At 72.0% G+C, this 26,253-nt stretch carries 24 protein-coding genes; 7 read left to right on the top strand and 17 right to left on the bottom strand.

The window, feature by feature from the left end; all coding sequences use genetic code 11:
- Positions 1-132: 132 nt before the first annotated feature.
- The 4 genes from AB0B72_RS04035 to AB0B72_RS04020 are packed head-to-tail and all read right to left on the bottom strand — an operon-like array spanning position 133 to position 4,751.
- The gene (locus AB0B72_RS04035) at positions 133-1,722 is read right to left on the bottom strand and encodes a uroporphyrinogen-III synthase (protein ID WP_367736790.1); all 1,590 of its coding nucleotides are present in this window, start codon (positions 1,720-1,722) and stop codon (positions 133-135) included.
- Entirely contained in the window at positions 1,719-2,630 is a 912-nt protein-coding gene (gene hemC, locus AB0B72_RS04030) for a hydroxymethylbilane synthase (protein ID WP_367736789.1), read from the bottom strand. The genes AB0B72_RS04035 and hemC overlap by 4 nt, the downstream gene beginning before the upstream one ends.
- Positions 2,627-4,027 carry a glutamyl-tRNA reductase gene (locus AB0B72_RS04025; protein WP_367736788.1) on the bottom strand — a complete coding sequence of 467 codons (1,401 nt, stop codon included), beginning with the start codon at positions 4,025-4,027 and terminating at the stop codon, positions 2,627-2,629. Before AB0B72_RS04025 ends, hemC begins: the two co-directional genes overlap by 4 nt.
- Before the next feature lie 25 nt (positions 4,028-4,052).
- Positions 4,053-4,751: a redox-sensing transcriptional repressor Rex gene (locus tag AB0B72_RS04020; RefSeq protein WP_367736847.1), complete on the bottom strand. Its 699-nt coding sequence runs from the start codon at positions 4,749-4,751 to the stop codon at positions 4,053-4,055.
- A 254-nt stretch (positions 4,752-5,005) separates the two neighbouring features.
- On the opposite strand from AB0B72_RS04020, the gene AB0B72_RS04015 reads away from it, so the two are divergent.
- Complete coding sequence (locus tag AB0B72_RS04015) at positions 5,006-5,254, top strand: glutaredoxin family protein (protein ID WP_367736787.1); 249 nt, start codon at positions 5,006-5,008, stop codon at positions 5,252-5,254.
- A gap of 141 nt (positions 5,255-5,395) precedes the next feature.
- On the opposite strand, the gene AB0B72_RS04010 is transcribed toward AB0B72_RS04015, so the two are convergent.
- Positions 5,396-6,922 carry a hypothetical protein gene (locus tag AB0B72_RS04010; protein ID WP_367736786.1) on the bottom strand — a complete coding sequence of 509 codons (1,527 nt, stop codon included), beginning with the start codon at positions 6,920-6,922 and terminating at the stop codon, positions 5,396-5,398.
- A gap of 190 nt (positions 6,923-7,112) precedes the next feature.
- Between AB0B72_RS04010 and AB0B72_RS04005 the strand changes: the two genes are divergently transcribed.
- The 3 genes from AB0B72_RS04005 (at position 7,113) to AB0B72_RS03995 (ending at position 9,494) form a co-directional block, all read left to right on the top strand.
- Positions 7,113-7,769 carry a sigma-70 family RNA polymerase sigma factor gene (locus AB0B72_RS04005; protein ID WP_367736785.1) on the top strand — a complete coding sequence of 219 codons (657 nt, stop codon included), beginning with the start codon at positions 7,113-7,115 and terminating at the stop codon, positions 7,767-7,769.
- Between the two features lie 105 nt (positions 7,770-7,874).
- The gene (locus AB0B72_RS04000; protein WP_367736784.1) at positions 7,875-8,558 is read left to right on the top strand and encodes a DUF5667 domain-containing protein; all 684 of its coding nucleotides are present in this window, start codon (positions 7,875-7,877) and stop codon (positions 8,556-8,558) included.
- Positions 8,559-8,624: 66 nt separating this feature from the next.
- Positions 8,625-9,494, top strand: a complete 870-nt coding sequence (locus AB0B72_RS03995) for an HAD family hydrolase (RefSeq protein WP_367736783.1) — start codon at positions 8,625-8,627, stop codon at positions 9,492-9,494.
- Positions 9,495-9,507: 13 nt separating this feature from the next.
- On the opposite strand, the gene AB0B72_RS03990 is transcribed toward AB0B72_RS03995, so the two are convergent.
- From AB0B72_RS03990 to AB0B72_RS03965, 6 genes are all read right to left on the bottom strand, one after another.
- A complete protein-coding gene (locus tag AB0B72_RS03990; RefSeq protein WP_367736782.1) occupies positions 9,508-10,512 on the bottom strand; it encodes a lysophospholipid acyltransferase family protein in 1,005 nt (334 codons plus the stop codon).
- Entirely contained in the window at positions 10,509-11,561 is a 1,053-nt protein-coding gene (locus tag AB0B72_RS03985; protein WP_367736781.1) for an NAD-dependent epimerase/dehydratase family protein, read from the bottom strand. Before AB0B72_RS03985 ends, AB0B72_RS03990 begins: the two co-directional genes overlap by 4 nt.
- Before the next feature lie 43 nt (positions 11,562-11,604).
- The gene (locus AB0B72_RS03980) at positions 11,605-11,703 is read right to left on the bottom strand and encodes an AURKAIP1/COX24 domain-containing protein (protein ID WP_018654693.1); all 99 of its coding nucleotides are present in this window, start codon (positions 11,701-11,703) and stop codon (positions 11,605-11,607) included.
- 166 nt (positions 11,704-11,869) lie between these two features.
- Positions 11,870-12,073, bottom strand: a complete 204-nt coding sequence (locus tag AB0B72_RS03975; RefSeq protein WP_030456159.1) for a helix-turn-helix domain-containing protein — start codon at positions 12,071-12,073, stop codon at positions 11,870-11,872.
- Positions 12,074-12,383: 310 nt separating this feature from the next.
- Positions 12,384-13,157, bottom strand: coding sequence for a phosphatase (locus AB0B72_RS03970; protein ID WP_367736780.1), 774 nt, complete (start codon positions 13,155-13,157; stop codon positions 12,384-12,386).
- A 54-nt stretch (positions 13,158-13,211) separates the two neighbouring features.
- Positions 13,212-14,375, bottom strand: a complete 1,164-nt coding sequence (locus AB0B72_RS03965) for an acetoin utilization protein AcuC (RefSeq protein WP_367736779.1) — start codon at positions 14,373-14,375, stop codon at positions 13,212-13,214.
- A gap of 136 nt (positions 14,376-14,511) precedes the next feature.
- On the opposite strand from AB0B72_RS03965, the gene AB0B72_RS03960 reads away from it, so the two are divergent.
- Together AB0B72_RS03960 and AB0B72_RS03955 are read left to right on the top strand one after the other, a co-directional pair.
- Positions 14,512-15,834 (top strand): SWIM zinc finger family protein, encoded by a 1,323-nt coding sequence (locus tag AB0B72_RS03960; protein ID WP_367736778.1) that lies wholly within the window; start codon positions 14,512-14,514, stop codon positions 15,832-15,834.
- Complete coding sequence (locus tag AB0B72_RS03955; RefSeq protein WP_367736777.1) at positions 15,831-18,440, top strand: DUF6493 family protein; 2,610 nt, start codon at positions 15,831-15,833, stop codon at positions 18,438-18,440. The genes AB0B72_RS03960 and AB0B72_RS03955 overlap by 4 nt, the downstream gene beginning before the upstream one ends.
- Before the next feature lie 4 nt (positions 18,441-18,444).
- Here the strand turns inward: AB0B72_RS03955 and AB0B72_RS03950 are convergent, their stop codons facing one another.
- The 4 genes from AB0B72_RS03950 to proC form a co-directional block, all read right to left on the bottom strand.
- Positions 18,445-19,629 (bottom strand): ABC transporter permease, encoded by a 1,185-nt coding sequence (locus tag AB0B72_RS03950; protein WP_367736776.1) that lies wholly within the window; start codon positions 19,627-19,629, stop codon positions 18,445-18,447.
- Positions 19,626-20,459 (bottom strand): ABC transporter ATP-binding protein, encoded by an 834-nt coding sequence (locus tag AB0B72_RS03945; RefSeq protein WP_367736775.1) that lies wholly within the window; start codon positions 20,457-20,459, stop codon positions 19,626-19,628. The genes AB0B72_RS03950 and AB0B72_RS03945 overlap by 4 nt, the downstream gene beginning before the upstream one ends.
- Positions 20,460-20,500: 41 nt before the next feature.
- Entirely contained in the window at positions 20,501-21,901 is a 1,401-nt protein-coding gene (locus AB0B72_RS03940; protein WP_367736774.1) for an efflux RND transporter periplasmic adaptor subunit, read from the bottom strand.
- A 164-nt stretch (positions 21,902-22,065) separates the two neighbouring features.
- A complete protein-coding gene (gene proC / locus AB0B72_RS03935; protein ID WP_367736773.1) occupies positions 22,066-22,860 on the bottom strand; it encodes a pyrroline-5-carboxylate reductase in 795 nt (264 codons plus the stop codon).
- Between the two features lie 235 nt (positions 22,861-23,095).
- On the opposite strand from proC, the gene AB0B72_RS03930 reads away from it, so the two are divergent.
- Entirely contained in the window at positions 23,096-24,655 is a 1,560-nt protein-coding gene (locus AB0B72_RS03930; protein WP_367736772.1) for an alpha/beta hydrolase, read from the top strand.
- 96 nt (positions 24,656-24,751) lie between these two features.
- Here the strand turns inward: AB0B72_RS03930 and AB0B72_RS03925 are convergent, their stop codons facing one another.
- Entirely contained in the window at positions 24,752-25,486 is a 735-nt protein-coding gene (locus AB0B72_RS03925; RefSeq protein WP_367736771.1) for an ABC transporter permease, read from the bottom strand.
- On the bottom strand, positions 25,483-26,214 hold the full coding sequence (locus AB0B72_RS03920) for an ABC transporter ATP-binding protein (RefSeq protein ID WP_367736770.1): 732 nt from the start codon (positions 26,212-26,214) through the stop codon (positions 25,483-25,485). Before AB0B72_RS03920 ends, AB0B72_RS03925 begins: the two co-directional genes overlap by 4 nt.
- Between the last annotated feature and the right edge of the window lie 39 nt (positions 26,215-26,253).

Here is a 26,253-nt window from a genome sequence, read left to right as displayed (position 1 = left end):
TTTTGGCAAAGGTGTACAACACCCCGGGCTCATCAGGTCATTTCCCGGTGTGCCTGTTCACATCGTGGCGGGCGGGCGGCCGTCGCGCGGCGGAATCACCGCATCGCGGCACGGCCGCCGCCCCTCACGAGCTCATTTCACCCTGCGGCGGGCCCCCCTGCGGGTCTGGGACGGCCTGCGGGGCACCTCCCCCGCCGAGATGGCGGCGTGCCGCAGCTTGGCGCCGTAGTCGGCCAGGGCGGCCGCGAGCGCCGACGCCGACGGCCTGTCGGCCATGACGTCGACCCGCAGGCCGAACTCCTCGGCCGTCTTCGCCGTCTGCGGGCCGATGACCGCGATCACCGTGACGTTGTGCGGCTTGCCGGCGATGCCGACGAGGTTCCGCACGGTGGACGACGAGGTGAACAGCACCGCGTCGAACCCGCCGCCCTTGATGGCCTCCCGGATGGGGGCGGGCGGCGGCGCCGCCCGCACGGTCCGGTACGCCGTCACGTCGTCGCACTCCCACCCGAGCTGGGTCAGCCCCGCGACCAGCGTCTCGGTCGCGATGTCGGCCCGCGGCAGCAGGACCCGGTTGATCGGGTCGAGCATCGAGTCGTACGGAGGCCACTCGGCCAGCAGGCCCTCCGAGGACTGCTCGCCGGTCGGCATGAGGTCGGGCTTCACGCCGAACTCCACGAGCGCGCGCGATGTGGCGTCACCCACGGCCGCGACCTTGAGGCCGGCGAACGCCCGCGCGTCCAGGCCGTACTCCTCGAACTTCTCACGCACCGCCTTGACGGCGTTGGCGCTGGTGAACGCCACCCACTCGTAGCGTCCGGTGACCAGGCCCTTGATGGCGCGGTCCATCTGCTGAGGAGTGCGCGGCGGCTCGACCGAGATCGTCGGCACCTCCTCGGGCACGGCGCCGTACGACCGCAGCTGCTCCGACAGGCCCTTGGACTGCTCCTTGGTCCGCGGCACGAGGACCCGCCAGCCGAACAGCGACTTCGTCTCGAACCACGACAGCCGGTCGCGCATGCCGACGGCCTCGCCGACGACGATCACGGCGGGCTCGGTCATGCCCGCGTGCTTCAGGTCGGGGCCGAGACGGCCGAGCGTGGACACCACGGTGTACTGCTCGGTGGTCGTACCGTCGCTGGTGACCGCCACCGGCGTGGTGTCCGGCTTGCCGCCGCCGATCAGCGCCTTGCTGATCGGCACGGCGTCCGCCACGCCGTTGTAGATGACCAGCGTGCCCTCGCACGAGGCGTGCACCGACCAGTCGTCCACCTGGGCGGCGTCGACGATGCGGAACTCCGGCACCGACACCGCCGGCGGGATGCCCGCGTAGGTGAGCACGGCCGTGGCGGGCGGGACACCGGGAACGATCTCGAAGTCGACGTCCGCCTTCACGCAGGCCGCGACCTCGTCGGTGACCGAGGAGAAGAACGACGGGTCGCCGGGGCACAGCCGCACCACGGTCCGGCCCGCCTTGGCCTCCTGGAGGGTCCTGAGGGACACCGAGTTCTCCGCGGCGTCGGCGGAGATGTCGACGACCTCGGCGTCCTCACGGCAGTGGCGCAGCAGCGGGCCGTACGCCTGCCTGTCGAGCACCACGACGTCGGCCCTGCCGAGCAGGTCGGCGCCACGCAATGTGAGCAGGTTCTCGTCGCCCGGACCGGCGCCCACGAAGGCGACGAACCCGGACCGTACCTGTGTGCTGTGATTCGCGGGGCTCAATGGGCCTGCTCCCCCATCAATGTGCCGGCCCCTTCGGCGATCATGGCGGCCGCTAGTTCGCGGCCCAGGTCCATGGCCGCCGGAAGAGGTCCGGAGGTGGACTTGCGCACTGACCTGAGGCCGTCAACGGCGATGACGGCTGCGGTCAGACTGAGAATGTGCCCGTCACCGGACGCGAAAGCACCTACTGGTGCCGCGCAACCGGCTTCGAGGGCGGAGAGCACCGAGCGCTCGGCGGACACCGCCGCCCGCGTGCGCGGGTCGTCGATGACGCGGAGAAGCTCGATGAGGTCGGCACGATCGGCCAGGCACTCGACGGCGAGGGCCCCCTGCCCCGGGGCCGGGAGCATCTCGTCGACCTCGAACACCTGGGAGATGTCCCCGTCCCTGCGGATCCGGCCCAGCCCGGCGGCGGCCAGGACCACCCCGTCGAGCTCCCCCGAGCCGACCTTGCCGATGCGGGTGTCCGCGTTCCCCCTGATGGGGACGTATTCGAGATCCGGCCGAAGGAGCCGGAGCTGGGCGACCCTGCGGGGCGACCCGGTGCCGATCCGCGCGCCCGGCGGCAGCTCGGAGAGCTTGCCCGCGCTGACGAGCGCGTCGCGCGGGTCGTCGCGCGGCGGGATCGCCGCGAGGGCGATCCGCTCGTCCTGCTTGGTGGGGAGGTCCTTGAGCGAGTGGACCGCGAAGTCGATCTCACCGGCGAGCAGGTTGGCGCGCAGCTCGTTGACGAACACGCCGGTCCCGCCGAGCTGGGTGAGGTGGGCCCGGGAGACGTCGCCGAGCGTCGTGACGCCCACCAGCCGTACGTCGCGGCCGGTCAGGGCGGTCAGCCGGTCGGCCACCTGTTGCGACTGGGTGGTCGCCATCAGGCTCTTACGGGTGCCGAGCCGCAGATGGGCGCTCACTTGTCGGCCTCCAGTCGCGAGACGTCCATCCTCGGGAGCTCCCCGGGCGGCAGCTCCGTACGCAGGAGCTGGGCGGGCGAGATCTCGGGCTGGGAGACGTCCAGCTGCGAGACGGCGTCCGGGGCCTTGGGATCGAGCCCGAACAGCTCGCGCAGCGCCTCGGCGTAGTGGTCGCCCCCGGGAGAGGCGGCAAGCCGCTTGACCCGGACGGTGGGCTCGTGGAGCAGCTTCTCCACGACCCTGCGCACCGTCTGGGTGATCTCCTCACGCGTCCGGGTGTCGAGCTCGGGCAGCCGCGACACCAGCCGGCCCATCTCCGCCTCGACGACGCCGGCGGCCTTGCTCCGCAGGGCTATCACGGTCGGCGTCACCACCGCGGCACGCTGGGCGTCGAGGTAGGCGCCGACCTCCTCGGCGACGATGTCCCTCACCTGGTCGATCGCCTCGGCGCGGCCTCCGTCGGCGACCTCGGCGCCGAGCCCGGCCTGCTGCATCGACTCCAGGTCGACCAGCGTCACGCCGGGCAGCGTGCGCACGCCGGGATCCACGTCGTGGGGCAGGGCCAGGTCGAGCAGGAAGATCGGCGTCTGCCTGCCGCGCATGGCCGTCTCGACCATCTCCACGGTGACGGCGCGGGTCCCCGCCCCGACGCACGAGACGACCAGGTCGGCCCCGGCCAGCTCCGCGGTGATGTCCGCGGGCTTCACGGCCCGCCCGCCGACCGTGCCGGCCAGCCGTACGGCCCGCTCGTAGGTGCGGTTGGCGATGACGATGTCGGTGACACCCGCCCGGGAGAGCGTCGCGGCGGTCAGCGCGCTCATCGAGCCGGCGCCGACCACCAGTGCGCGCCTGCCCGCCACCGGGCCGAGCACCCGCTCGGCGAGTGTCAGGCCCACCCCGACCAGCGACGCCCCGGCCCGGTCGATCTCGGTGTCGGCGTGGGCCCGCTTGCCGGCCCGAAGGGCCTGCTGGGTGAGCTCGTTGAGCGTGGTCCCCGCGGTGCCCTCGTCCTGGGCGAGCTTCAGGGCCGCCCGGATCTGGCCCAGGATCTGCCCCTCGCCGACCACCATGGAGTCGAGGCCGCAGGCGACCGTGAACAGGTGCTGGACCGCCCGCTCCTGGTAGTGGACGTACAGGTGCCGTGCGAGCACGTCCTGCGGCAGGCCGGAGTGGGCGCTGAGCAGGCCGATGACGGCGGTCACGCCGCCGTGGAAGCGGTCGACGTCCGCGTACACCTCGACCCTGTTGCACGTGGACACCACGAGCGCCTCGGAGACGCTCTCGTCCTGCCCCACGTCGTGGAGCAGCTTGACGAGCGCGTCGCCGCTCACCGTCACCCGTTCGAGCAGGGCGACAGGCGCGGTCCGGTGGCTGAGACCGACGACGAGGACACTCATGCGCGCGCTCCCATCGATGGATCACTCACATGACCACCCCGTCCGGCCACTCCTCGGCCATGATGGCCCCTCCGTTAGCCTTGCGCTGTTCGTGGAACGCAAGAATCTGCAGCTCGATGGATAAATCGACTTTACGGACATCCACGCCGTCAGGCACAGCCAGGACGGCGGGAGCGAAGTTCAAAATACTGGTGACGCCCGCGGCGATGACACGGTCGCACACCTGCTGAGCGGCCGTGGCCGGCGTCGCGAGCACCACTATCGACACCCCACGCTTCTTGATCACCGATTCGAGCTCGTCGGTGTGCTCCACGACGAGGCCCGCGATGCGGTCGCCCACCACGCGGGGATCGGCGTCGAGCAGGCCCGCGATCCGGAACCCCCTGGACACGAAGCCGCCGTAGTTGGCCAGGGCCCGACCGAGGTTACCCACCCCGACGATGGCCACGGCCCAATCCTGGGTGAGACCTAGCTCACGGGAGATCTGGTAGATCAGGTACTGCACGTCGTACCCCACACCGCGGGTGCCGTACGACCCGAGGTGCGACAGGTCCTTGCGGAGCTTGGCCGAGTTGACCCCGGCGGCCACCGCGAGATCCTCCGAGCTGACCGTGGGCGTTCCCCGCTCGGCGAGGCCGTTCAGCGCGCGCAGATAGAGCGGCAGCCTCGCCACGGTGGCGTCGGGGATGCCGCGGTCACGTGCTTGCGGGATACGGCGGATCACGTGCCGGTGCTCCAGGGGGGACAACGGCCGGTGCGTCCCCGGCCGCACGAGCGGATGCGACGGTTGAACTTCAGATTAGTGCATTTGTGAAGCCGTGCACAAAGTAGGTATGTCCACTGTCCCAGGAGGGCGGCCCGGTCGCCAATCCGGCCCGTGCTCTTCCACCGGGCCCGTGCTCACCCGCCGGACCGGGACTCCTGCGCCGGCCGCATGCTCCTCCGCCGCCCGCGTGCGCTCCGCAATAGGCTGAGGCCATGGCTCCCCATGATCATCGCATCACCCTGCTGGGCAAGCCCGGCTGCCACCTGTGTGACGACGCGCGCGCGGTCGTCGAGCGCGTCGCCGGCGAGCTCGGCGTGCCGTGGGAGGAGCGCGACATCACCGCCTCCCCCGACGACATGGCCGAGTACGGGGAGATGATCCCCGTCGTCCTAATCGACGGCGTTCAGCACGACTACTGGCGCGTCGAGGAGTCCCGCCTCAGATCCGCCTTGACCATCTGATCCTCCCCACGGCCACGCCACCCCGCGAGGGGCGCGGCCGGGTCTGGACCGAGGAGCGCGCGGGAGCGAAGCGACCAGAGCGCGACGAGGGGAGGCACAGCCTCAAAGCCGCCCCGAGCCGCGCGAAGCGGAGCGAGCGCCTCAAAACAGCGCCGTGGGGAGCGGCGCGACCTTGGCGGCGTTGACGCTCAGCTCGATGACGTTGGTGGCCAGCACGTACGGCTGGCGCTCGGTGGCGAAGCGCTCCATGTGGGGCTGCCGCTGGTGCTCGGCGAAGCCGACCTCGTCCCGGTAGAGTTCGTAGACGATCCGCTGCAGCGGGGCCGACTTGACGCCGTGGCAGACGAAGACCAGCGTGTCCGGCTCGTTGCCCTGCACGGACTGGACGGTCTCCTCGGCCAGCTTGTCGAACGCCTCGCCCGTGCCGTCGAGCAGGGTGAAGACGGTCAGCAGGCCGTAGATGCTTGGAGCGGGCCTGACGGAGCCCGCGCCCTGCCGGGCCTTGGCCGCCCTGCCGAAGCCGACGCCGAAGGTCGCCGCGAGCTCAGCGGGCATCTCGGCCCCGGGGAGGACCGCGCCGGTCGCGGGCATCCCCATGTCCGGCTCGGCCCGGGCAGGCATGCCGTACTCGGGGGGCCGGGGCTGGCCGTACGGGTCCGGGGCGAGGAGCTGGCCGGTGGCCGGGCCGCCGAAGTCGTCGGGCGGCGCGGCGCGACCGCCGTAGCCGTCCTGCGGCCGCATTCGCGCCGCGTAGTCGACCTCGCCGCCCTGCTCCCCGGCCCGGTACTCGGCCACGAGGTCGCCCAGGCCCGTACGGCGCGGCGGCAGGCCGGCGGGGGACGGCGGGGGCACCGGGGAGGGAGGCATCGGGGAGGCGGCCGAGACGGGCGACACCGGTGGCATGGCCGGCTCCGCGCGGCCGGCGGCCCTGTGGCCGCGGCCTTGCTGCTGCCGTCCCTCCCACTCGTCGTCAGGGGCGTCGTCCTCGTCGTCCTCGTCGTCGTAGGGCGCCAGCGGCCGGGCCACGGCGTACCAGACGCCTCCGGCGGCGGCCGCCATGAGCGGCACGATGACCAGCCCGGGGAGGGTGAGCTCCAGGGCACCCGCGAGCGCCATGCCCGCCGGGGCGAGCACCACGGTCGCGTTCATGTTGTCCGCGTCGTAGTCGTCCCCGTCACGCCAGCTCAGCAGGGCCATGGCCAGCGAGAAGATCAGCATGAAGATCACAAGGCCGTGGACGCCGCGCAGCAGCCACTCGGGCCAGATGTCCCAGTGCGCCGGGCCCGCCGGGAGCTGCTTGGTGAACGAGGCGACGATCGGGTCGAGCAGCATGATCACCGTGCCGACCACGGTGATGCCGACGCCCAGCAGCCAGCCCCCGAACCGGGCCGACGCCTTCTCGGCAAGCAGTTGCATCACACCGACCGCGAGCCAGAGCGGGGCGAGCAGCGAGCCGGTGATCTGGAACGCCCGGAAGGTCACGGACCCGAACCCGGCCAGGTGACCGACCGCGACCGCGCCGAGCGACAGCGTCAGCGCCGCCGTGGCGATGCTCCACGCGATCAGCCAGCCGGCGGGCTCGTCCCTGAGGCGTCCGATGAGAACGCCGGTGGTGATGCCGGCGAGCAGGGCGCCGGCGAACGCGAGGAGAGCAACGAGGACTTCCATGGTGACCCCCATGCTGCCGGACATTGCCTTCACACCGGTAGCCGGTGGTGCGGCCAGGTCATCTCGCCGGCGGCCGAGCCGGTGGCTGAGGAGGCGTGCCGCTATCTGAGGTGATTACTGTGCTCAGACGGATTGTGTTATCTCGCGTTGATTTCTAGAGTGTTCCGAGCACGCCGACTCCCCTTCCCCCATGGGACACCGGATGCCGAACACGTGGCCGTTGGCCGGGCTGTCCCCTCCAGCCGCCGGAACGGCTCAGCCCGTACATTCCGCCGACCCCGCTGTACGCGATCACGAGCACGACGCGATGCGGATGCTGGTGCTGCGCGCCAAGACGGGCGACAGCGAGGCCTTCGGCGCGCTCTACGACCACTACCTCGATCTGGTGTACCGGTACGTCTACTTCCGGGTGGGCAGCCACGCGCTGGCCGAAGACCTGACCAGCGAAACCTTCCTCCGGGCCCTGCGCGGGATCGTCGACTTCACCTGGCAGGGCCGCGACTTCGGCGCCTGGCTGGTGACGATCGCCCGCAACCTCGTCACCGATCACTACAAGTCGGGTCGCAACCGGCTGGAGGTCACGACGGCCGAGGTGCTCGACACCCCCCTGGACGGCCCGCACATCCCGGAGAACGCGGTGGTCACCAACATGGTGAACGAGCGCGTCATGCAGGCCATCAAGCAGCTCGGCGCCGAGCAGCAGGAGTGCGTGATCCTGCGGTTCCTGCACGGCATGTCGCTGGCGGAGACGGCCCTGATCATGGGGAAGAAGAGCGGGGCCATCAAGGCGCTCCAGTTCCGGGCGATCAAAGCGCTCGCCCGGGCGCTTCCCAGGGATCTCGATTAGCCCCTGCCGTAACCATTCGCCGCGCCTCTTCGTTGGGCATGTGGCAGGCGAGGATCTTCGAGTGAATCTCCGTGATCACCAAGCGGGGGGATGGCGGGAGCGTTCATGGGCTGGTGGCGATTCTCGCGCTGGTCGTGCCGCAGATGGGTGGCGCGCGCCTCCGAGACGGTCGCCGATCTCCGCTCCCTGCTCGGCAGCGGCCCGAGCCCGCAGTTCCGCGCGGACCTGCGCGCCGAGCTGCTGCGGACCCACGCGGCCGAGCGGGCCGCCGCCCCCGCGTCCGAGCCGCCGCCTGCACGGCGGCCCGCGATCCGCCGCCGGTCCCTCCTGGCCCAGCTGCGCCCGCTGCTCGTCTTCGCCGTGCTGATGGTCGCCATGTTCGGCACCGGCGTCCAGACGTTCTACTCGGTGCCCGGCGATGCGCTCTATCCGCTCAAGAGGGCCGCGGAGGCGACCGTCCTGTCCCTCGCGTACGACGATCGCGAGCGGGCGCAGCGGGAGATGGCGGCGGCGCACGAGCGGGCGGCCGAGACCAGGTCCCTGCTGGGCGGCGCGACTCCCGACCGCCACCGGCTCATCGGCCAGACGCTCGACGACATGGAGATGACGACGAGGGCGGCGCTGGGCCGCGTCTCACCCCGCGAGAGGGCGACCAGGGAGACCCGCAGCTTCGTGCGTGAGCAGCGCACGCTCGTCGAGCCCATGCTCAAGGATCTCGACGAAGAAAATCGCGACAAGGCAACCAAATACCTGAGATATATCGACACCTTCACGGTTTCTGGACGTTGACACGTCATGTGCCGCTCACGCCCTGCTCCCGTTCCGGGCACCTCAGGGCGGTTAAGCTGATGACCCATGAGGCGGCTATTGCGACGGCGGGAAGAAGCGGAGATCGCCGGTGAGGTGGCGGCCGCCGCGGCGGTGACGACTCCCGCGGCCACGCCCGATCCGGCGGCCGCGGCCTTCTTCGACGTCGACAACACGATCATCCGGGGCGCCTCGATCTACCACTTCGCCCGCGGGCTGGCGGCGCGTGGCCTGTTCACCAGCCAGGACCTCATGAAGTTCGCCCTGGGGCAGGCGTTGTTCCGCATCCGGGGCAACGAGAATCCCGAGCACATCGCCAAGGCCAAGGAGATGGCGCTCGCCTTCGTCGCCGGCATCAAGGTGGACGAGGTCGTCCGCCTCGGCGAGGAGATCTACGACGAGGTGATGGCCGACCGCGTCTGGACGGGCACCCGCGCCCTGGCCCAGGCCCACCTCGACGCCGGGCAGCGTGTCTGGCTGGTCACCGCCACCCCGGTCGAGCTGGCCCGCGTGATCGCCCAGCGGCTCGGCCTGACCGGCGCGCTCGGCACGGTCGCCGAGACCACGGAGGGCGCCTACACCGGCAGGCTCGTCGGCGACCTGCTCCACGGGCCGGCCAAGGCCGAGGCCGTCCGGGCGCTGGCCCGCCGCGAGGGGCTCGACCTGTCGCGCTGCTCGGCCTACAGCGACTCGGCCAACGATCTGCCGATGCTCTCCCTGGTCGGGCATCCGTACGCGATCAACCCCGACAGCGAGCTGCGGGAGCACGCCGAGGAGAGCGGCTGGGAGGTCCGCGACTTCCGCACCGGCCGCAAGGCCACGATGATCGGCCTGCCGATCGCCGCGACGGCCGGCGCCATCGCGGGCGGCATCGCCGCGGGGATCGCCCTGCGCCGCCACTACCGCTCCGCGATCTGACCTCCCGGCACCTTCACGGAAGCGGCGGGAAGGCCGGCCCACGGCGCAGACGCAGCGCGTCGAGCTGCCGCTGGATCGTCTCGCGGATACGGTCGGTCAGTTCGAAGACCAGCATCGGGTCGTCGGCGTCCTCGGGATCGTAGGAGTCCGTGCGGATCGGCTCGCCGAACTCGATCAGCCACTTGGACGGCAGCGGAATCAGCCCGAGAGGGCCGAGCCAGGGAAACAGCGGAGTGATCGGCAGGTACGGCAGGCCGAGCGCCCGGGCCAGGGCCGGCACGTCGCCGATCTTGGGGTAGATCTCCTCGGCGCCGACGATGGCGCAGGGCACGATCGGCACGCCGGCCTGGATGGCCGAGGCCACGAAGCCGCCCCGGCCGAACCGCTGGAGCCTGTACCGCTCGGAGAACGGCTTGCCGATGCCCTTGAAGCCCTCCGGGAAGACGCCGACGAGCTCGCCCTTGCGGAGCAGCCTGTCGGCGTCCTCGCGGCAGGCGAGAGTGTGCCCGGACTTGCGGGCCAGGTGGCCGAGAACGGGAAGCTGGTAGACGAGGTGGGCGCCGAGCAGGCGCACCGGCCGCCGCGCCTCGTCGTGCAGCGCCACCTGGAGCATCAGCGCGTCGAGAGGCAGCGTGCCGGAGTGGTTGGCCACCACGAGCGCGCCCGCCTCGGCGGGCACGTTCTCCAGCCCGAGCGTCTCGATCCGGAACCAGCGCCGGTACAGGGGGCGGAGCAGCTCCAGCAGCACCTTGTCGTTGAGCTCGGAGTCGAAGCCGAACTCGTCGATCTCGTAGTCGCCCGTGACCCGGCGGCGCAAGAAGGCGAACAGGCTCGCGAGGCGCTCGTCCGCCGGGTCCGGCGGTGGCGCGCTGGGAGCCGCGGTGATGGGGATGATCCGGGCGCCGTTGCCATTGCCGGTTCCGGTACCGGCGCCGCCGTTGAGGGAGGCGTCGTCGCCGGAGGCGCCGTGGCGGGAGGCGCCGTTGCCTGGGCTCACTGCGTCGTCACCCGTGCTCACCGTCTCGTCATCGCGTAGGCCAGCCAGTCGACCAGTGCCACCGGCAGGGTGCCCGGGCCCCCACGGGACCTCAGGAAGTCGTCGAACGCCGCCGCCGTGGTGAACTTCGGCTTCCAGCCGAGCTCGGCCGACAGGCGGCCGGTGTCCACGGCGCGGCCGTGGCTCATCAGTGCGAGCTGCTCCGGCGAGAAGTCCACAAGCCGGGCGCCGCGGGCGAGCCCGCCGAGTAACCGGAACGCGGGTGCGGGCATGGGGAGCATCGGGCGCCCCGCCCGCCGTACGCACTGGGACAGCAGCAGCACTCCGTCGCCCGACACGTTGAACACGCCGGGGTGGTCCGCCCGCGCCATGCGGCTCAGCACCTCGACCGCGTCGTCGGAGTGAACGAACTGCAGCCGCGGATCGAAGCCGAGCGCGGTCGGCAGCACCGGCTGCGAGAAGTACCGCGTCAGCGCGGAGTCCACGCCCGGACCCATGAAGCTGGCGAACCGCAGGGTCGTGGTCGCCACGTCGGGACGCCTCCGGGCGAAGCCCCGGACGTACGTCTCGACCTCCACGGCGTCCCGGGCGTACCCGTGGTGCGAAACCTCGGGTGACACGGTGTCCTCGGCGAACACGGCCGGGGCGTGCGGCGACGAGCCGTACACGGCCGTGGTCGAGCGGACGACCACCCGGCGCACCGTCGCGGACCGCTGGCATGCGGCCAGCAGCTGCATGGTGCCGATGACGTTGTGCTCCTTCATGGCCGTACGGCCGGCGGACGGGCCGCTGACCAGGCTGAAGTGCACGACGGTGTCGACATCCGCCGCCCGGATCACCTTCGTGACATCCGGACCGCGCAGGTCGACGCGGACGAACTCGGTGCGGCCGAGCAGCGCGCCGTCCTCCCGGGGGAGGGACGGCGGCGGCACCGTGTCCACGCCGATGACCCGGTGGATCTCCGGATCCGCCGCGAGCGCGGCCGCCACTCGAGCGCCGATGTGGTCGGAGACCCCGGTGACCAGCACGGTACGAGCCATCGTCGCCTCGCTGGGGGTGTGCGTGTTCACGGTCGCCCGGCCCCTTGCGGGCCGGTGCGCGGCTCCGTCTCGACTACTTCTTGTTACGCCGCTGGATGCGGGTCTTCTTGAGCAGCTTGCGGTGCTTCTTCTTGGCCATGCGCTTGCGGCGCTTCTTGATCACAGAGCCCACGGGACCCCCAGGTGAAGGTGGTGAATGCCGAATCGGCGCGCGAGCGCACACCGGCTCAACAGCCTACCGGCGATCCACGGTAGATCGCTCCTCCCCGGGGGACCCCGCGTAGCCGGGAGCCGGCCACGCCCCGGTCAAAAGGCGTGGCCCCCGGCCGCGAGCCGGCTCATCCAGCTTCGATGAACGCGTCTCGCAGGTAGTCGTGCACCGCCTGCTCGGGCACTCTGAAGGACCGTCCGACCCGGATGGCCGGTAACTCGCCCGAGTGCACGAGCCGGTACACCGTCATCTTGGACACCCGCATGACGGTGGCGACCTCAGCCACCGTCAGGAACTTCACCTCGCTGAGAGGTCTTTCGCCTGCACCCATCGGACGCCTCTTCCGCACGTGTTTCCGGGTTATCCCCACTGGTGCCATCGCTCACGCACGTGTACTGCCGTCAGCGTAAGTCCGGACTCCGAGTAGGCAAACCCCCCATTTCATCAGTCATCGGAGCCGCGTGCCGTCAAAATCGAGAAATCGCTGGCAGCAGCCGGGCCGTGCCCCTCGCCTCAATCTTGGAACGGACCAACTTCTCTCCCTTTAGAGTCGCCCAGGCCCACAAAAAAGTTGGCAAACGGTAGACACGTGGGTGGAAAAGCGGGCGCGAAATGCCCGATTTGGGATGTCCGGATTGGGGTCAGAGGCTACGGGCGATGCGGTCGAGCAGGTACGAGGTCAACGGGGCGTAAAAGCGGGGCAACACATTGTCATCGAGCGGGACCGAAACGGCGATCTTCCCCTCCGCCTCCCCGACGAACAGCGCGGGATCGTTGCTGTCGGCGAAGCCGACCGTCTCGATTCCGGCGTCGCCGGCCGCGCCCGCCCAGCCGTGATCGGCGATGACGAAGTCGGGCCGCTCCTCCGCGATGATCGCCCGCATCGGGTGCGGGTCGTGGGTGTGGACGAACGAGCCGTGGTCCTCCAGCATCGCCACCCCGTCGAGGTAGCGGATGCGCCGGCGCCGGCCGAGACCGCTCGCGTAGGTCCATCCCTCGGCGGGCGCCAGGAGCGTCGCCCCGTGCGCGACCGCGAACCGGGCCAGGGCGAGGTGGACGGTGAGCAGGCCGGTGGGGTGACCGGTGGCCACCACCAGGCGGGGCGCCGCACGGCGCAGCATCTTGGAGACGCGGCCGGCGAGTTCCTCGACGGCGTCGATCGTGCGATCGGGATCGATCGTGTCCTGGCCCTCCCGGTACGCGGGGTCGGCCACCACTCCCACCTTCTCGGCCATCAGCTCCAGGACGTCCGGGTACGTCCAGTCGCCGTCCAGCGTGAGGCCGAACAGGTATCCGGGGTCGCGCAGCGCCAGTGACCGGTAGTGGTCGAGATTGTTCTCGCGGCTGGTCGCCACGTCACCGGCGATGGCGGTCCGTACAAGGTGGTCACGTAGCTCGGCGCGGGTGGGGATCACGTTAGGTACAGCGCTCCTCGTCTCGGCATGATTCCAGCGCCTCGCAGAGGAGGCTCAAGGCATCGGGTCCAGGCCGTGGAAGGGGAAGACCGCGTTCCTGGTCGCCATGATCGCCCTGTCGACGGCGTCGGCTGGATCGTACCCTTCGGAAATGTCGCGCCAGCGGGGGTCGTGCCCGTCCGTCATGCTGAGCGGCGGCACCTCGCCGGTACGCTTCCCCGCCAGCGTCCGCCAGCTCTCCGGCGTCGGCGTGGCGGGATCGACCGGCGAGCCCGCCGCCTCGGCGATCAGGTGCGTCCAGGCTCGCGGCACCACCTGGACCAGCTCGTAACCTCCGCCGCCGACCGCGATCCACCGGCCGCCCGCGGTCTCGTGGGCCAGCCGGTGCAGGGCCGCGTAGGCCGTCCGCTGCCCGTCTACGCTGAGCATCAGGTGGGCGAGCGGGTCGAGCGCGTGACTGTCGCACCCCTGCTGGGTGACCAGCACCACGGGGTCGAAGTGCCGCAGCAGCGGGGGGACGACCGCGTCGAAGGCGCGCAGCCAGCCGGTGTCACCGCACCCCGCAGGCAGCGCCACGTTGACGGCGGTGCCCTCCGCGCCGGTCTCCTGGGGGAAGCCCGTGCCGGGGAAGAGCGTGCGGGGGCTCTCGTGCAGGCTGATCGTCAGCACCCGCGGGTCGTCGAAGAACGCCGCCTGGACGCCGTCGCCGTGGTGGACGTCCACGTCCACGTACGCGACCCGGGACGCGCCCTGCTCCAGCAGCCAGGCGATGGCGACGGCCGGGTCGTTGTAGACGCAGAAGCCGCTCGCGGTGGCGGCCATCGCGTGGTGCAGGCCGCCCGCCACGTTGACCGCGTGCTCGGACTCGCCGGTCCACACGGCCCTGGCGGCCGCCAGCGTCGCGCCCGCGACGAGGGCCGACGCCTCGTGGACGCCCGCGAACGCCGGATTGTCGGCGGTGCCCAGCCCGTGGCGCAGGTCGGGCCGCCCGGTACGGGAGACCTCCCTGACCGCCTGGATGTAGTGGCGATCGTGCACCAGCGCGAGCTCGTCGTCGGTGGCGGGCAAGCACCCGGCCATCTCCACGCCGTCGAGCACGCCGAGGTCCCCGGCGAGAGCCATGGTGAGCTCGACGCGCACCGGCGCGAGCGGGTGCCCGGCCCCGAAGTCGTAGGAAACCAGCCCGTCGTCCCAGACGACCCGCACCGCCTGACTCATGCCGCGACCGTACCGCACGGTCGGGCCCCCTCCGCCATCCGCCCGGGCCGCCGGACGGCGGCTCCGGGACCGGCGTCAGACCGGGGCGGGAGCGGCCACGGCAGGAATGTCGGTGACCGCGGTTAGTGTCCGGGCCATGATCAGTGCGGTACAGGCGTTCGCCTACTCCGGACCGTCGACGCTGGCCGGCGGGCGGCTCACCCTGTCGACCTCGGGCGGGCGCACGGCACGCGGCCTGCCGGGCCGTCCCCGGTTCTTCAGCGGCCTGCTCACCGAGGCCGCCCCCGCGGCCGCCGGGCTGCTGGCCGTCGCCGACGTGGCGCGGGCCCGCTACGACCGTCCGGCGCCGTCCTTCTCCCGCGATCCTGTGGTGACCTGCAACGGCGACCGGCTCCGGTTCGAGTCGCTGTCCGCCTGCGGCGGCGTCTACGCCCGCCTCGACGTGCTGGAACGCGCCCTCGACGGAGAGGTGATCGACCTCGGCACCACCAACGTCGACGTCAACGGCCCGTTGCGCGAGGCGCTGGCCCGCGTCGGCGGCGCCGACCCCCTCCATCTGGGCGTCGGCCGGGACGAGATGGCCGTCACCACACTGGACGGGGCGGTGGTCGAGAAGAAGGTGCCGCTGCCTGACCGGTGGCTGCGCGGCTTCGCCGAGGTTCAGCTCGTGACCGCGGGGTTCGATCCGCGGGCCGAGGTGACGGGGCCGGAGGCGGCGCGTTTCCTGCGCGCGCTGCCCCGCCGGGCCGGCGCCACCCTGTGGGCGGTGCCCTCGGGTCGATCGATGCGGCTGACCGCGAGCCCGGTCCCCGGCGCCGTCTGCCTGCCGGGACCCGACCGGCTGGCGACCATGCTCCCGCTGCTGCGCTTCGCCAGGACCCTCAGGCTGTACGGCCCGGCCCGCCCGGACACGGCCGTGGCGAGCGCGTGGGAGCTGGAGCTGCCCGGCATGCGGTTCGTGCTCACCCTCTCCCCGGACAGCCTGCGTTCCTTCTCGACCGAAGGCGCCGTGCTCCGGACCCTTGCCTCCGACGACGCCGCCGACGACGCCGACCTCGTGAGGGCGCTGCTGGCATTCGAACCGAGGCTGGATCCCGGTCTGCTGGCGGAGCGGTCCGGACTGGGCACGTCTCGGGTGCGGGCCGCGCTGACCCAGCTCGGCGCGGCCGGCCAGGTGGGCTACGACACCGCCGAGGCCGCCTACTTCCACCGCGAGCTGCCGTACGACCGCGACAAGGTCGCCGCGATGAACCCCCGGGCCAGGGCCGCCCGTGAGCTGACCGATCGCGGTGCGGTACGGCTCGACGGGCCCGGCCGCGCCCTGGTGGTCTCCGGCGACCAGGTGCGCGAGGTGCGCGGCGCCGCCTGCACGTGCCCCTGGTGGGCCCGGCATCAAGGACGACGAGGCCCGTGCAAGCACGTGCTGGCCGTACAGATCGTGAAGGGAGACCAGGCGTGACCGCATGGGACGACGTGCGCGACCTGATCGACAAGCGGGACGCCGACGGCGTCGCGGCGCTGGTCGTGACACTGGACGACGCCGCCAAGCGTGAGGTCGCCGGGCGACTGCCCGGGCATCTCAAGGAGGTCCGGCTCTATCTCGACCCCTGGCGTGGCGCCGGGGACCGGGCCGAGGCGTTGCGCGCGGCGGGCGCCGGGACGATCGCCGCCGCGGCCTCCGTCGCGTCCTGGCTCACCCGCCGTGGCCTGGTCGGCGCCGACGAACAGGTCGACGACACACGGCGGCTGCTCGGACTGGTCCGCACCCGCCCTCACGCGTGGCAGGCCGAGCTGGCGGCACGGCTGGCGGGAAAGCTCCGCGGGCGCGGCCCGAGCTACGAGCTCACGGCGTCGCTGATCCGCGAGACCGGCATCGAGCCGCCGACCGACGACGGTTTCGTCGTGGGGTGGGTGTCGGCGGCGATCGGCCGGGGGCGGATCGCCGACGTGCTGGCCTCGGACCCTCTGCTCGACACGCTTCTGCCGCGGATCTTCCACGCCCAGGGTGTCGGGGAGGCCCTGCAATGGGAGGGCCTCCCGGAGGCCCACACCACCTGGCTGGGCGCGCTTCGCACGCTCGCCGCCGACGGCCGGATCGACCGCGCCATGCTGCTGGACGGGTGCGTCAGCCGGTTCCTGCGCGGGGGCACCCCCCTTGAGCTGCGGTTCTTCGTCCGCCTACATCGGGCCCTCGCCCCTGCCGAGCGTGAGATCGCGCCCCGGGTGCGGGACTACCTGCGGCTGCTGCCGGCCGCGCCCGGCACGGTCGCGGAGCTGGCCCTGGGCCACCTTCGGGAAATCCCGGCCCTGTCGCCCGGCGAGTTCGGCGAGGCCATGGAGGCGCTGATGTACCGGCCGGAGAAGAAGCTCGTGCGCGCCGGGCTCTCCTGGCTGGCCCAGTCGATACGGCTGGGGCCCGAGTACGCCGGGGCGGCGGCCGGAGCCTTGGCGACCGCCTTCGGCCACGAAGCCTCCGACATCCAGGAACAGGCCGTACGGCTCGCCGTCAGGCATGCCGCGCACCTGGATCCGGCCGCGATCCGCGACGCGGCCGCCGCCCTGCCGGCCGATCTGCGTGCGCGTCTCGGCGTCCCGGAGGATCCGGCCGCGGAGGCGGAGGCGGCCCCGCTGATCGCCCCCCTGATCGCCCCGGCGCTGCCCCGGGCCGAGTTCCCGCCGCCCATCACCACGGCGGCCGAGCTGAGCGCGCAGATCGCCCGCTTCGCGGACGCTCCCTACGCGCTCGAATGGCGCGGCGCCGAACGCCTCATGGCGGGGCTGGTCGAGTTCGCTCACCGGGACCGAGCGGCCTTACGGGCATCCGCTGCTCCGCTGTCGTCCCACCCGTGGGGATGGCGCGCCGACGGCGACCCGATGGCCTGGTTGTGGGCGGCGTTTCAGGCCGTCGCCTCCCCCGCGACGCGGTCGCTGGAGCTGAGGCTCCCCTCCTCACGCTCGATGCCGGCCCCTGACGTGCTGATCCTCCGCCGGATGGCCGAGCTCCTCGACGCGGCACGGGCCGACGACCTGCCGCCGGTGCTGCTGGCCACCCCGACCTCCGCCGACGGCCATGTCGACCCGGCCGAGCTCCTCTCCCGTCTCGAACGGCTGGAGGCCGCCGGCATGGATCCGGCGTACGCCGATCTGCAGCAGGCGCTGCTGCGGATCCCCCGGCACGTCGACGCGGACGTGGCGGAGAAGGCCGGTCGTCTCACCACTCCCGCCGGGCGGTCCGTGGCCCGATGGCTGTCCGGAGCAGGGCCGGCCGATCCCGTCGTGACGATCCGGTACGGCTACACCGACGGCGCCTCCCGCCGCTGGTTCGACGACGGGCAGCCGCCGCGGTTCTCCTGCTCCTACGCGCGCCCGTACCCGTTCATCGCCGCCTCACCGACGGGGTTCGACCTGATCGACATGCTGAGCAGCGACCCCGACCACTACGCCATCCGGCAGGGTGGGCACATGAGCTGGTGGGCCGGAACAATGCCGTCCCATCGCGAGGTCCTCGCGGCCTACCTGGTGCCGTGCTTCGACTGGGACTGGCCCGACGGCAGCCCGGGATCGCACATCCTGCGCGATCTCGCCCAGGCGGACGGCCCTCTCGGCTCAGCCTCCTCGGTCCTGCTGGCCTTCCATCTGAACAACGAGGACCCCGCCGAGCGCACGGCCGCCCTTGACGTGCTCCTCGCCCTCGCCGCGGCCGGCGACCTGCCCGCCGCCGAGCTGGGCGAGCAGCTCGGCCGGCTGGTCAAACACGGCATGGCGACACTGAGCCGCATAGTCCCGTCGCTGGCCGAGGCGGAACGGGCGGGCGCGGGCCCACAGGTGTGGCGGACCGTCGCCGCCGCCCTTCCCCACATCCTGCCCTCCGAGGGCGAACGCCCGTGCAACGGCCTGGCCGATCTCATCGCGCTCGCCGTGAAGACCGCTCCCCCGGGCGACGCCACGCCTGTCCCCGGCCTGGCCGCCGTCGCCGCTCGCGGCGGATCGAGCCGGATGGTCCGCGAGGCGAACCGTCTGATCCGGCTGCTCGACCCCGCCGATCACGATGCGGGGACCACTTGAGTGCTCACTCGGTGCGCAGCGCGATCACGGGGTCGAGCCGTCCGGCCCGCCGCGCGGGCGCGACGCCGAAGAACACCCCGACAGCGGCCGACACGCCGAAGGCGAGCGTGATCGACCACCAGGTGATCGAGGCGGGCACCGGGGAGACCGCCTGGATCAGCAGCGAGCCGCCGACGCCGAGCAGGATGCCGAGCACCCCGCCGATCGTCGTCAGCAGCACGGCCTCGATGAGGAACTGGGCGAGGATGTCGCGCTGCCGGGCGCCGAGGGCCTTACGCAGGCCGATCTCCTTGGTCCGCTCGCGGACGCTGACGAGCATGATGTTCGACACCCCGACCCCGCCGACCAGCAGCGAGATCCCCGCGATGGCGGCCAGCACGCCGGTGAGCATGCCGAGGACGGTGCCGATCGTCCCGAGCAGCTGCGTCTGGGTCACCGCGGAGAACCTCTCCCCCGGATAACGGGCGTCCAGGGCGGCCACCACCCGGCGCTGGAGGGGCTCGATCTCGTCGGGCCCGGACGCGCCGATCGCGATGCCGTTGATCCTCGGCAGCCCGATCAGCCGCTGGGCGGTGGTGACCGGCACGTGGACCTCCTGGTCCCTGGCGACACCGAAGGTGGAGCCGACGGTCTCGTAGATCCCGATCACCCGGAACCGCACACCCGCGATCGTGACCTGGCGGCCGATGGGGTCGACGTCGCCGAAGAGCTTGACGGCGACCTCTGCCCCGAGGAGGGCGACCCGGCGCCGGGTGTCGACGTCGGTCGAGGTCAGATAGCGGCCCCGGCGCAGCGGCCGGTCGAAGATGTGCTGCATGTTCTCGTCGGTGCCGGTGAGCGTGGCGAACACCTCCGTCCGCCCCACCCGGACCGGCTCCCCGGAGTTCACGGCCACGGTGACCTTCGACGGGTCGCCCACCACCCGCCGGACGTACGCGACATCCGTCAGGTCGAGGCGGCTCTGCGTCGGGGCGGCGCCCAGGCCGACCTGTCCGGGAACGACCAGGATGATGTTGCTGCCGAGGCCGGCGATCTCCTTCTCGACGGCGTTCTTGGCGCCGGTGCCGATGGCGACCAGGACGACGACGGCCAGGACGCCGATGACCACGCCGAGCATGGTGAGCGTGCTGCGCAGCCGGTTGACGCGCAGCGCGTCCAGCGCCATCCGCAACGCCTCCGCCGTTCTCACCGGGCGTCCCCCTCCAGAGCGGAGCCGTCCGATGCCGAGCCGTCCGATGCCGAGCCGTCCGATGCCGAGCCGTCCGCCGGCCGGGCCGTGTCGAGCTCCACGACGCCGTCTCGGACGTGAATCTGGCGGCGCGCCCGGGCGGCGACCTCGGCGTCGTGCGTCACGAGCACCACGGCCACGCCGCTGCCGGCGTTGAGCCGGCTCAGGAGGGCCATCACCTCCTCGCCGTTGCGGGTGTCGAGGTTGCCGGTCGGCTCGTCGGCGAGCACGACCTGGGGGTCGCCCACCAGCGCCCGCGCGATCGCGACCCGCTGCTGCTCGCCGCCGGACATCTGGGACGGCCGGTGCCCGAGCCGGTGCCCGAGGCCGACGGCCTCAAGCGCGGCCCGTGCCCGTTCCCGCCGCTCGGCGCGGGAGACGCCGCGATACACGAGGGGAAGGGCCACGTTGTCCAGCGCCGAGGTCCTGGCCAGCAGATGGAACGACTGGAAGACGAAGCCGATCGTCTGGTTGCGCAGATCTGCCAGGCTGCCGTCGTCGAGGGTCGCCACGTCGACGCCGCCGACGCGCAGCGTGCCGGAGGTGGGCCGGTCGAGACAGCCGAGCAGGTGCATCAGCGTCGACTTGCCCGACCCGGACGGCCCCACGATGGCCACGAACTCCCCCTGGGCGATGCTCAGTGTGACGCCGCGCAGCGCGTCGACGGTCACGCCGTCGAGAGAGTAGGAGCGGGTGAGGTCGACCGCCTCGAAGGCGCTCGCCCCCGGTGTCGCAGCGGGTGTGGAGGCGGGCGTCGCGGCCCCGCCGGGAGATCCCGAGGAGTCGATCATGGCGACCTGGTCACCGGCCCTCCATGCGATCGTTCACGTGATCACGCCAGCGTCTGGCCGGGACGGACCGTGTCGGCGCCCTTGACCACCACCCGCTCGCCGGGCGACAGCCCGCTGAGGATCTCCACGACCGCGTCGCCCTGGGCGCCGAGCTTGACGACCCTGCGCTCCGCCTTGCCCGCGTGCACGGCCCACACGACCGTCTCGCGGCCGCTCGTCACGATCGCGGAGGCGGGGACGGCCGTCGCGTCCGCCGCCTGCCGCACGGCCAGCCGGACGACCGCGCTCATCCCCGGCTTGGGATCGGGGGCGGCGCCGCCGTCGTCGTAGGCGCCCTTCCCGAGTTTCAGCCGTACGGGATAGCTCACGCCGCCGGTCGTGCCTTCCTTGGGGGTCACCCCGACGCCCGTCACGGTGGCCGGGTAGGTCCCTCCGGTCACCGCGTCGAACTCGGCCCGCGCCGGGGTGCCCTTCCTCACCAGCAGCACGTCGGTCTCGTCCACGTCGGCGGACAGGGTGAGCACGGAGACGTCGGTCACGGTGGCGATCGCGTCCCCGGCGGCCACCGGCACGCCGGTCGCGACGACGCCTCCCGACCGGCCGCCGGTGGCCGCCCCGCCCGCCGACGCCTGACCGGAGACTCCAGCGGGGAGCTGGCTGATCAGGGCGTCCAGCCCCGCCGTGCCGCCGTCCGGCGACGAGGCGCCGCCCAGCGTGACCACCCCGCCGAAGGGCGCCTTGACCACGAGCGCGTCCACCGTCCGCCGGGCGGAGCGCACGGCGGCCCTGGTCTGCGACCTCGACGCCGCCTGGAGGGAGGTCATCGACGCGGTGAGGCCGCTGAGGCCGGCGCCGAGCTGACCCGTCACCTGGGAGAGCACCTGGTTCACCGATCGGCTCAGCCCGTCGACGACGTTGCTGAGCGCGCGCTGCTGGGCCCGTTGCTGGGCCTGCGCCGTGTCGATCGCCGACAGCAGCTGGGCCCTGATCGCGCGGTCGCCGATCTTCTTGGCGGCCTTCCTGGCCTTCGCGAACCCGCGGGTGACCTGGGCGTCCAGCGTCCCCGGCAGCCTCAGCCGCGGGAGGCTGACGGACGTCGCGACGCCACCCGTGGAGACCGGCCGCGAAGCCTGCCTGTCGGCCTTCTTCGCCGCGTCGAGCTGCTCCCTGGCCTGCGGAGAGCTGATCCTGGCGATGACCTCGCCCTTCTTCACCGTGTCGCCGTCCTGGACGTACAGCCGGGAGACCGTGCCCGAGGCGGGTGCGGTCAGCACGGCGGTGGCGCGGGCGCCCACCGTCGCGGGGGCCTCGACGACCTCGCTGACCGTCGTACGGGTGACGGCCGCGAGCTGCACCTTCGGCGGCTCCGAGGACGTGCAACCGGCTGCGGGAAGGACGAGGAGAAACGCGAGGAGCGGGAGGAGTCCACGACGGAACGTCACTCGGCCAATGGTAAAGGGAGGGTAAGCCGCCCCCCGGAAAGCCCCGTACCGCTGTGGATAACGCCAGGTCCTGTGGATGACGCCCGGCGCCAAAGCGAGCGGCGCGCTCTAAGACGCACAGGGTTTTCCGGGCGGCCCGGACTCCGGCCTTGAACGCGTACAGGTCAGCCGGAGGCGAGCTGGCGGCTGCGGTCGCGGGCCGCCTCGATGGCGTCGAGGAACGCGGCCCGCACCCGGTGGCGCTCCAGCTCCGCGATCGCCGAGATCGTGGTGCCCCCCGGGGATGTCACGGCCTCCCGCAGGATCACGGGGTGCTCCCCGGAGTCGCGCAACATGGTCGCCGCTCCCACGATCGACTGGATGACCATGTCGAGCGCGGCGGCGCGCGGCATGCCCAGCAGGATCCCGGCGTCGACCATCGCCTCGACCAGGTAGAAGAAGTACGCGGGGCCGCTGCCGGAAAGGGCGGTGGCGGCGTCCTGCTGCGACTCGGGGATCCGCAGCACCTTCCCGACCGGGCTGAGCAGCGCCTCGGTCCGCTTGAGGTGCTCCTCGGAGGCGTGCGCCCCTGCCGAGATGACGCTCATGGCCTCGTCGACGAGCACCGGCGTGTTCGACATGACCCGGACGACCGGGACCTGATCGCCCAGCCTGGCCTCCACGAAGGCGGTGGTGATGCCGGCGGCCACCGAGATGACCAGCCGGTCGGCGGGCAGGTGGGGGGAGATCTCGGCCAGCAGGGCGTCCATGTCCTGCGGCTTGACGGCGAGGATCAGCGTGTCGGCGACCTTGGCGGCCTCGGCGTTGCCGGCCACCCGCACGCCGTACCGCTCACGCAGCGCCTCGGCCCGCTCCGGCCGCCGCGCCGTGGCGACGACCTCCTCCGGCCGCAGCCCGGCACGAACCAGCCCGGACAGCAGGGCCTCGCCCATCTTGCCGGTCCCGAGAATCGCGATCATTGCTGCACCTCACCGCTGGGCCGCCGGGATCTTTCCCGCAGCTTACCGAGCGGCGGCCACCAGCCCGTCCCTTCCCACCGGGGGTGATCACCCCTCTGACACTTCCGCACCATACGTTGCGGTTTGACAACCAAGCAGTGACATCGATCGCTTTATGTGGCCTTTATCCGCATGATCTGCCGTTGGTGCCATAAGTCGGTTCCAACGAAGGAGCGCGGGCGCCGAAGGGGTACACGTGAAGAAGATCCTCATAGCGCTGGCCACCGCCGGCCTGGGTCTGAGCGGGGCGCTCGTCGCGGGACCCGCGACCGCCACCGTCCGCCAGGCTCCCGGACACACGCCTTCCGCCCTCCAGTGGGCGCAGTGTGAGGGCCTGCCCGCGGGCATCGAGTGCGCGATGGTCGAGGTCCCCCTGGACTACGACCACCCGCGCGGCGAGAAGATCAAGATCGCCGTCTCACGGAAGAAGGCGACCGACACCGCCCACTACCAGGGCGCGGTGCTGTTCAACCCCGGCGGCCCCGGCGGCAGCGGACTGGCGTACCCGGCGGTGATGGAGGCCAGGCTCGGCGCCGCGCTGGCGGCGCAGTACGACCTGATCGGCTTCGACCCGCGCGGCGTCGGCTCAAGCGAGCCCGCGCTGCGCTGCGATCCGCACTTCTTCGACCCGGTGCGGCCCGACTACGTACCGGGCACCCCTGCCGAGGAGCTCGCCTGGGTGAAGCGCTCGAAGGGCTACGCCGAGGCGTGCGGCAAGACCTACGGCGACCTGCTGAACCACATGACCACGGTCGACGCGGCGACGGACATGGACCAGATCCGCAAGGCCCTCGGACACAAGCAGATCAGCTACGTCGGCTACTCCTACGGCACCTACCTGGGCGCCACCTACGCGACGCTGTTCCCGAACAGGGTCCGCCGCCTGGTCCTCGACAGCATCGTCAACCCCGAGCGGGTGTGGTACGGCGCGAACATCGACCAGAACCACGCGTTCGAGGCGAGGGCGAAGGACTTCTTCGCCTGGATCGCCAAGTACGACGCGACGTACCATCTCGGCACCACCGGCGACCAGGCCGAGAAGGCGTTCTACTCGGCCCGCGCCGCGCTGGAGGCGTCCCCCGCCGCCGGCCGCGTGGGGCCGGACGAGCTCGACGACACCTACCTCGCGGGCGGCTACCTCAAGAGCCGCTGGCCACGCCTGGCCGACGCGCTGTCGAAGTACGTCACCGCGAACGACGCCGCCCCGCTCGTCGAGGCGTACGGCCTGTACGGCGACAGCAGCGGCGACGACAACGGCTTCGCGGTCTACGCGGCCGTCGAGTGCTCCGACACCCGGTGGCCGCGCGACTGGGGCACCTGGCACAGGGACATGTGGGAGTCGTACCGCACAGCGCCTTTCCTGACCTGGGGCAACGCCTGGTACAACGCGCAGTGTGCCTTCTGGCCGGCACGGGCCGGGCACGCGCCGCGCATCGACGGCAAGAAGGTCGCTAGCGCGCTGCTGTTCCAGGACACCAAGGACGCCGCCACGCCGTACCAGGGTGGGGTGGAGATGCACAGGCGGTTCCCCACCTCCCGCCTGGTGGTCATGGACGGCGGCGGCAACCACGGCCTCACCGGCCGGGGGAACGCCTGCGTCGACGACATCTGGAAGGCGTACCTGGCCGACGGCACGCTGCCCGCGAGCCGTCCCGGACCGGACGTGCACTGCGCGCCGTTCGCCGACCCCGTCCCGCCGGCCGCGACGCTGCAGAAGTCTGCGCCGCAGGACGACTGGGTGCCGGGCGAGCGCTGACACCCGGCCGACACGCAGGAGCCCCCGACCCGGCGAGAATGGGTCGGGGGCTCCGTGCATGACCGGCGCACACGCGCCCGGTCATGGGGAAGCCGGTCATGGGGTGCGACGGCGCAGCGTGGCGGCGCCGAGGACGAGGGCCAGAAGGGCCGCCCCCGCGACGACCACCACGTCGCGCCAGAACTCTCCGCCCAGCTCGCCCCCGCCGACCGCGTCCTTCATCGCCTCGATCGCGTACGACATGGGCAGGACGTTGGACACCCACTCCAGCACGGTCGCCATCTGCGCCCGGGGCACCAGGATCCCCCCGAGCAGAAGCTGGGGGATCATGACCAGCGGCATGAACTGCACGGCCTGGAACTCGCTCCGGGCGAACGCGCTGCAGAACAGGCCGAGGGCCGTGCCGAGCAGGGCGTTGAGCAGGGCCACCAGCACCAGCGGCCACAGAGAGCCGGTCAGGTCGAGACCGAGCCAGGTCAGCGACACGGTCAGGGCCAGCGCCACCTGGACGCAGGCCATCACGCCGAACGCGATGCCGTACCCCAGGAGGAGGTCGAATTTGCCGAGCGGCGTCGCCATCAGCCGCTCCAGCGTGCCGGAGGTCCGCTCGCGCAGCGTGCCGATGGAGGTGACGAGGAACATCACCAGGAAGGGGAAGACGCACAGCAGGATGGGCGCCCACGCGCTGAACGCCCGCTCGTCGTCCATCACGTAGTAGAGGAGGATGATCACCAGCGTGGGGACCAGGACCATCAGCGCGACCGTACGGTGATCGTGCCGGAGCTGGTTCATGATCCGCCGGGCGGTGGCCATCGTGATCGCGAAGCTCATGCCGCCGCCCCCCTCTCTTCGACGAGGCGCAGGAACGCCTCCTCCAGGTCCGCCGTCATCGTGTGCTCGCGCAGACCGTCCGGCGTGCCGTCGGCGAGGATCTCCCCCTGGCGCAGCACGAGGAGCCGGTCGCAGCGCGCCGCCTCGTCCATCACATGGCTGGACACCAGGAGCGTCACCCCCTGACCGGCCAGGCGGCGGAAGAGCTGCCACAGCTCCTGCCGCAGCACCGGGTCGAGCCCCACGGTCGGCTCGTCGAGGACCACGAGCTCGGGGTCGCCGAGCAGGGCCACGGCGAGGCTGGCCCGGTTGAGCTGCCCGCCGGAGAGCGTGCCGCCCAGTTGGTGGCCCGCCTCCGCGAGGCCGACCTCCTCCATGACGCGCTCCGCGTCGTTCTTCGGCGCGCCGAGAACGGCGGCGAAGTAGCGGAGGTTCTCCCGGACGGTCAGGTCGCGGTAGACCGCCGGATTCTGCGTCGAGTAGCCGATCGAGCGGCGCAGCCGGGGGCTCCCCGCGGGCTCGCCGAGAACGGTGACCTCGCCGCCGGCCACCACCTGCACGCCGACGACGGCGCGCATGAGAGTCGTCTTGCCGCAGCCGCTCGGGCCGAGCAGGCCCGTCACCTGGCCTCTGGGCACCTCGAAGGTCAGGCCGTGCAGCACCTCGACCCCGCCTCTGGACACCCGCAGATCCCGCACGGAGATCGCGGGGCCGAATAAATTCATCATGTGTTGAATTTAACGCTCGGAGGAGGTCCCGTCAACACG

It is taken from the genome of Microbispora sp. NPDC049125, assembly GCF_040802045.1.
Classification (GTDB): Bacteria; Actinomycetota; Actinomycetes; order Streptosporangiales; family Streptosporangiaceae; genus Microbispora.
The sequence above is the reverse complement of the archived record's forward strand: the minus strand, read 5'-3'. Positions and strand labels throughout refer to the sequence as shown.

Coding starts and splice junctions, on each gene's coding strand:
- AB0B72_RS03975 (WP_030456159.1), bottom strand. CDS start 12,073: ATGGGTGCAGGCGAAAGACCTCTCAGCGAGGTGAAGTTCCTGACGGTG.
- AB0B72_RS04000 (WP_367736784.1), top strand. CDS start 7,875: ATGGGCTGGTGGCGATTCTCGCGCTGGTCGTGCCGCAGATGGGTGGCG.
- AB0B72_RS04010 (WP_367736786.1), bottom strand. CDS start 6,922: ATGGAAGTCCTCGTTGCTCTCCTCGCGTTCGCCGGCGCCCTGCTCGCC.
- AB0B72_RS04015 (WP_367736787.1), top strand. CDS start 5,006: ATGGCTCCCCATGATCATCGCATCACCCTGCTGGGCAAGCCCGGCTGC.
- AB0B72_RS03965 (WP_367736779.1), bottom strand. CDS start 14,375: ATGAGTCAGGCGGTGCGGGTCGTCTGGGACGACGGGCTGGTTTCCTAC.
- AB0B72_RS03920 (WP_367736770.1), bottom strand. CDS start 26,214: ATGATGAATTTATTCGGCCCCGCGATCTCCGTGCGGGATCTGCGGGTG.
- AB0B72_RS03945 (WP_367736775.1), bottom strand. CDS start 20,459: ATGATCGACTCCTCGGGATCTCCCGGCGGGGCCGCGACGCCCGCCTCC.
- AB0B72_RS03960 (WP_367736778.1), top strand. CDS start 14,512: ATGATCAGTGCGGTACAGGCGTTCGCCTACTCCGGACCGTCGACGCTG.
- AB0B72_RS04025 (WP_367736788.1), bottom strand. CDS start 4,027: ATGAGTGTCCTCGTCGTCGGTCTCAGCCACCGGACCGCGCCTGTCGCC.
- AB0B72_RS03925 (WP_367736771.1), bottom strand. CDS start 25,486: ATGAGCTTCGCGATCACGATGGCCACCGCCCGGCGGATCATGAACCAG.
- AB0B72_RS04005 (WP_367736785.1), top strand. CDS start 7,113: ATGGGACACCGGATGCCGAACACGTGGCCGTTGGCCGGGCTGTCCCCT.
- AB0B72_RS03995 (WP_367736783.1), top strand. CDS start 8,625: ATGAGGCGGCTATTGCGACGGCGGGAAGAAGCGGAGATCGCCGGTGAG.
- proC (WP_367736773.1), bottom strand. CDS start 22,860: ATGATCGCGATTCTCGGGACCGGCAAGATGGGCGAGGCCCTGCTGTCC.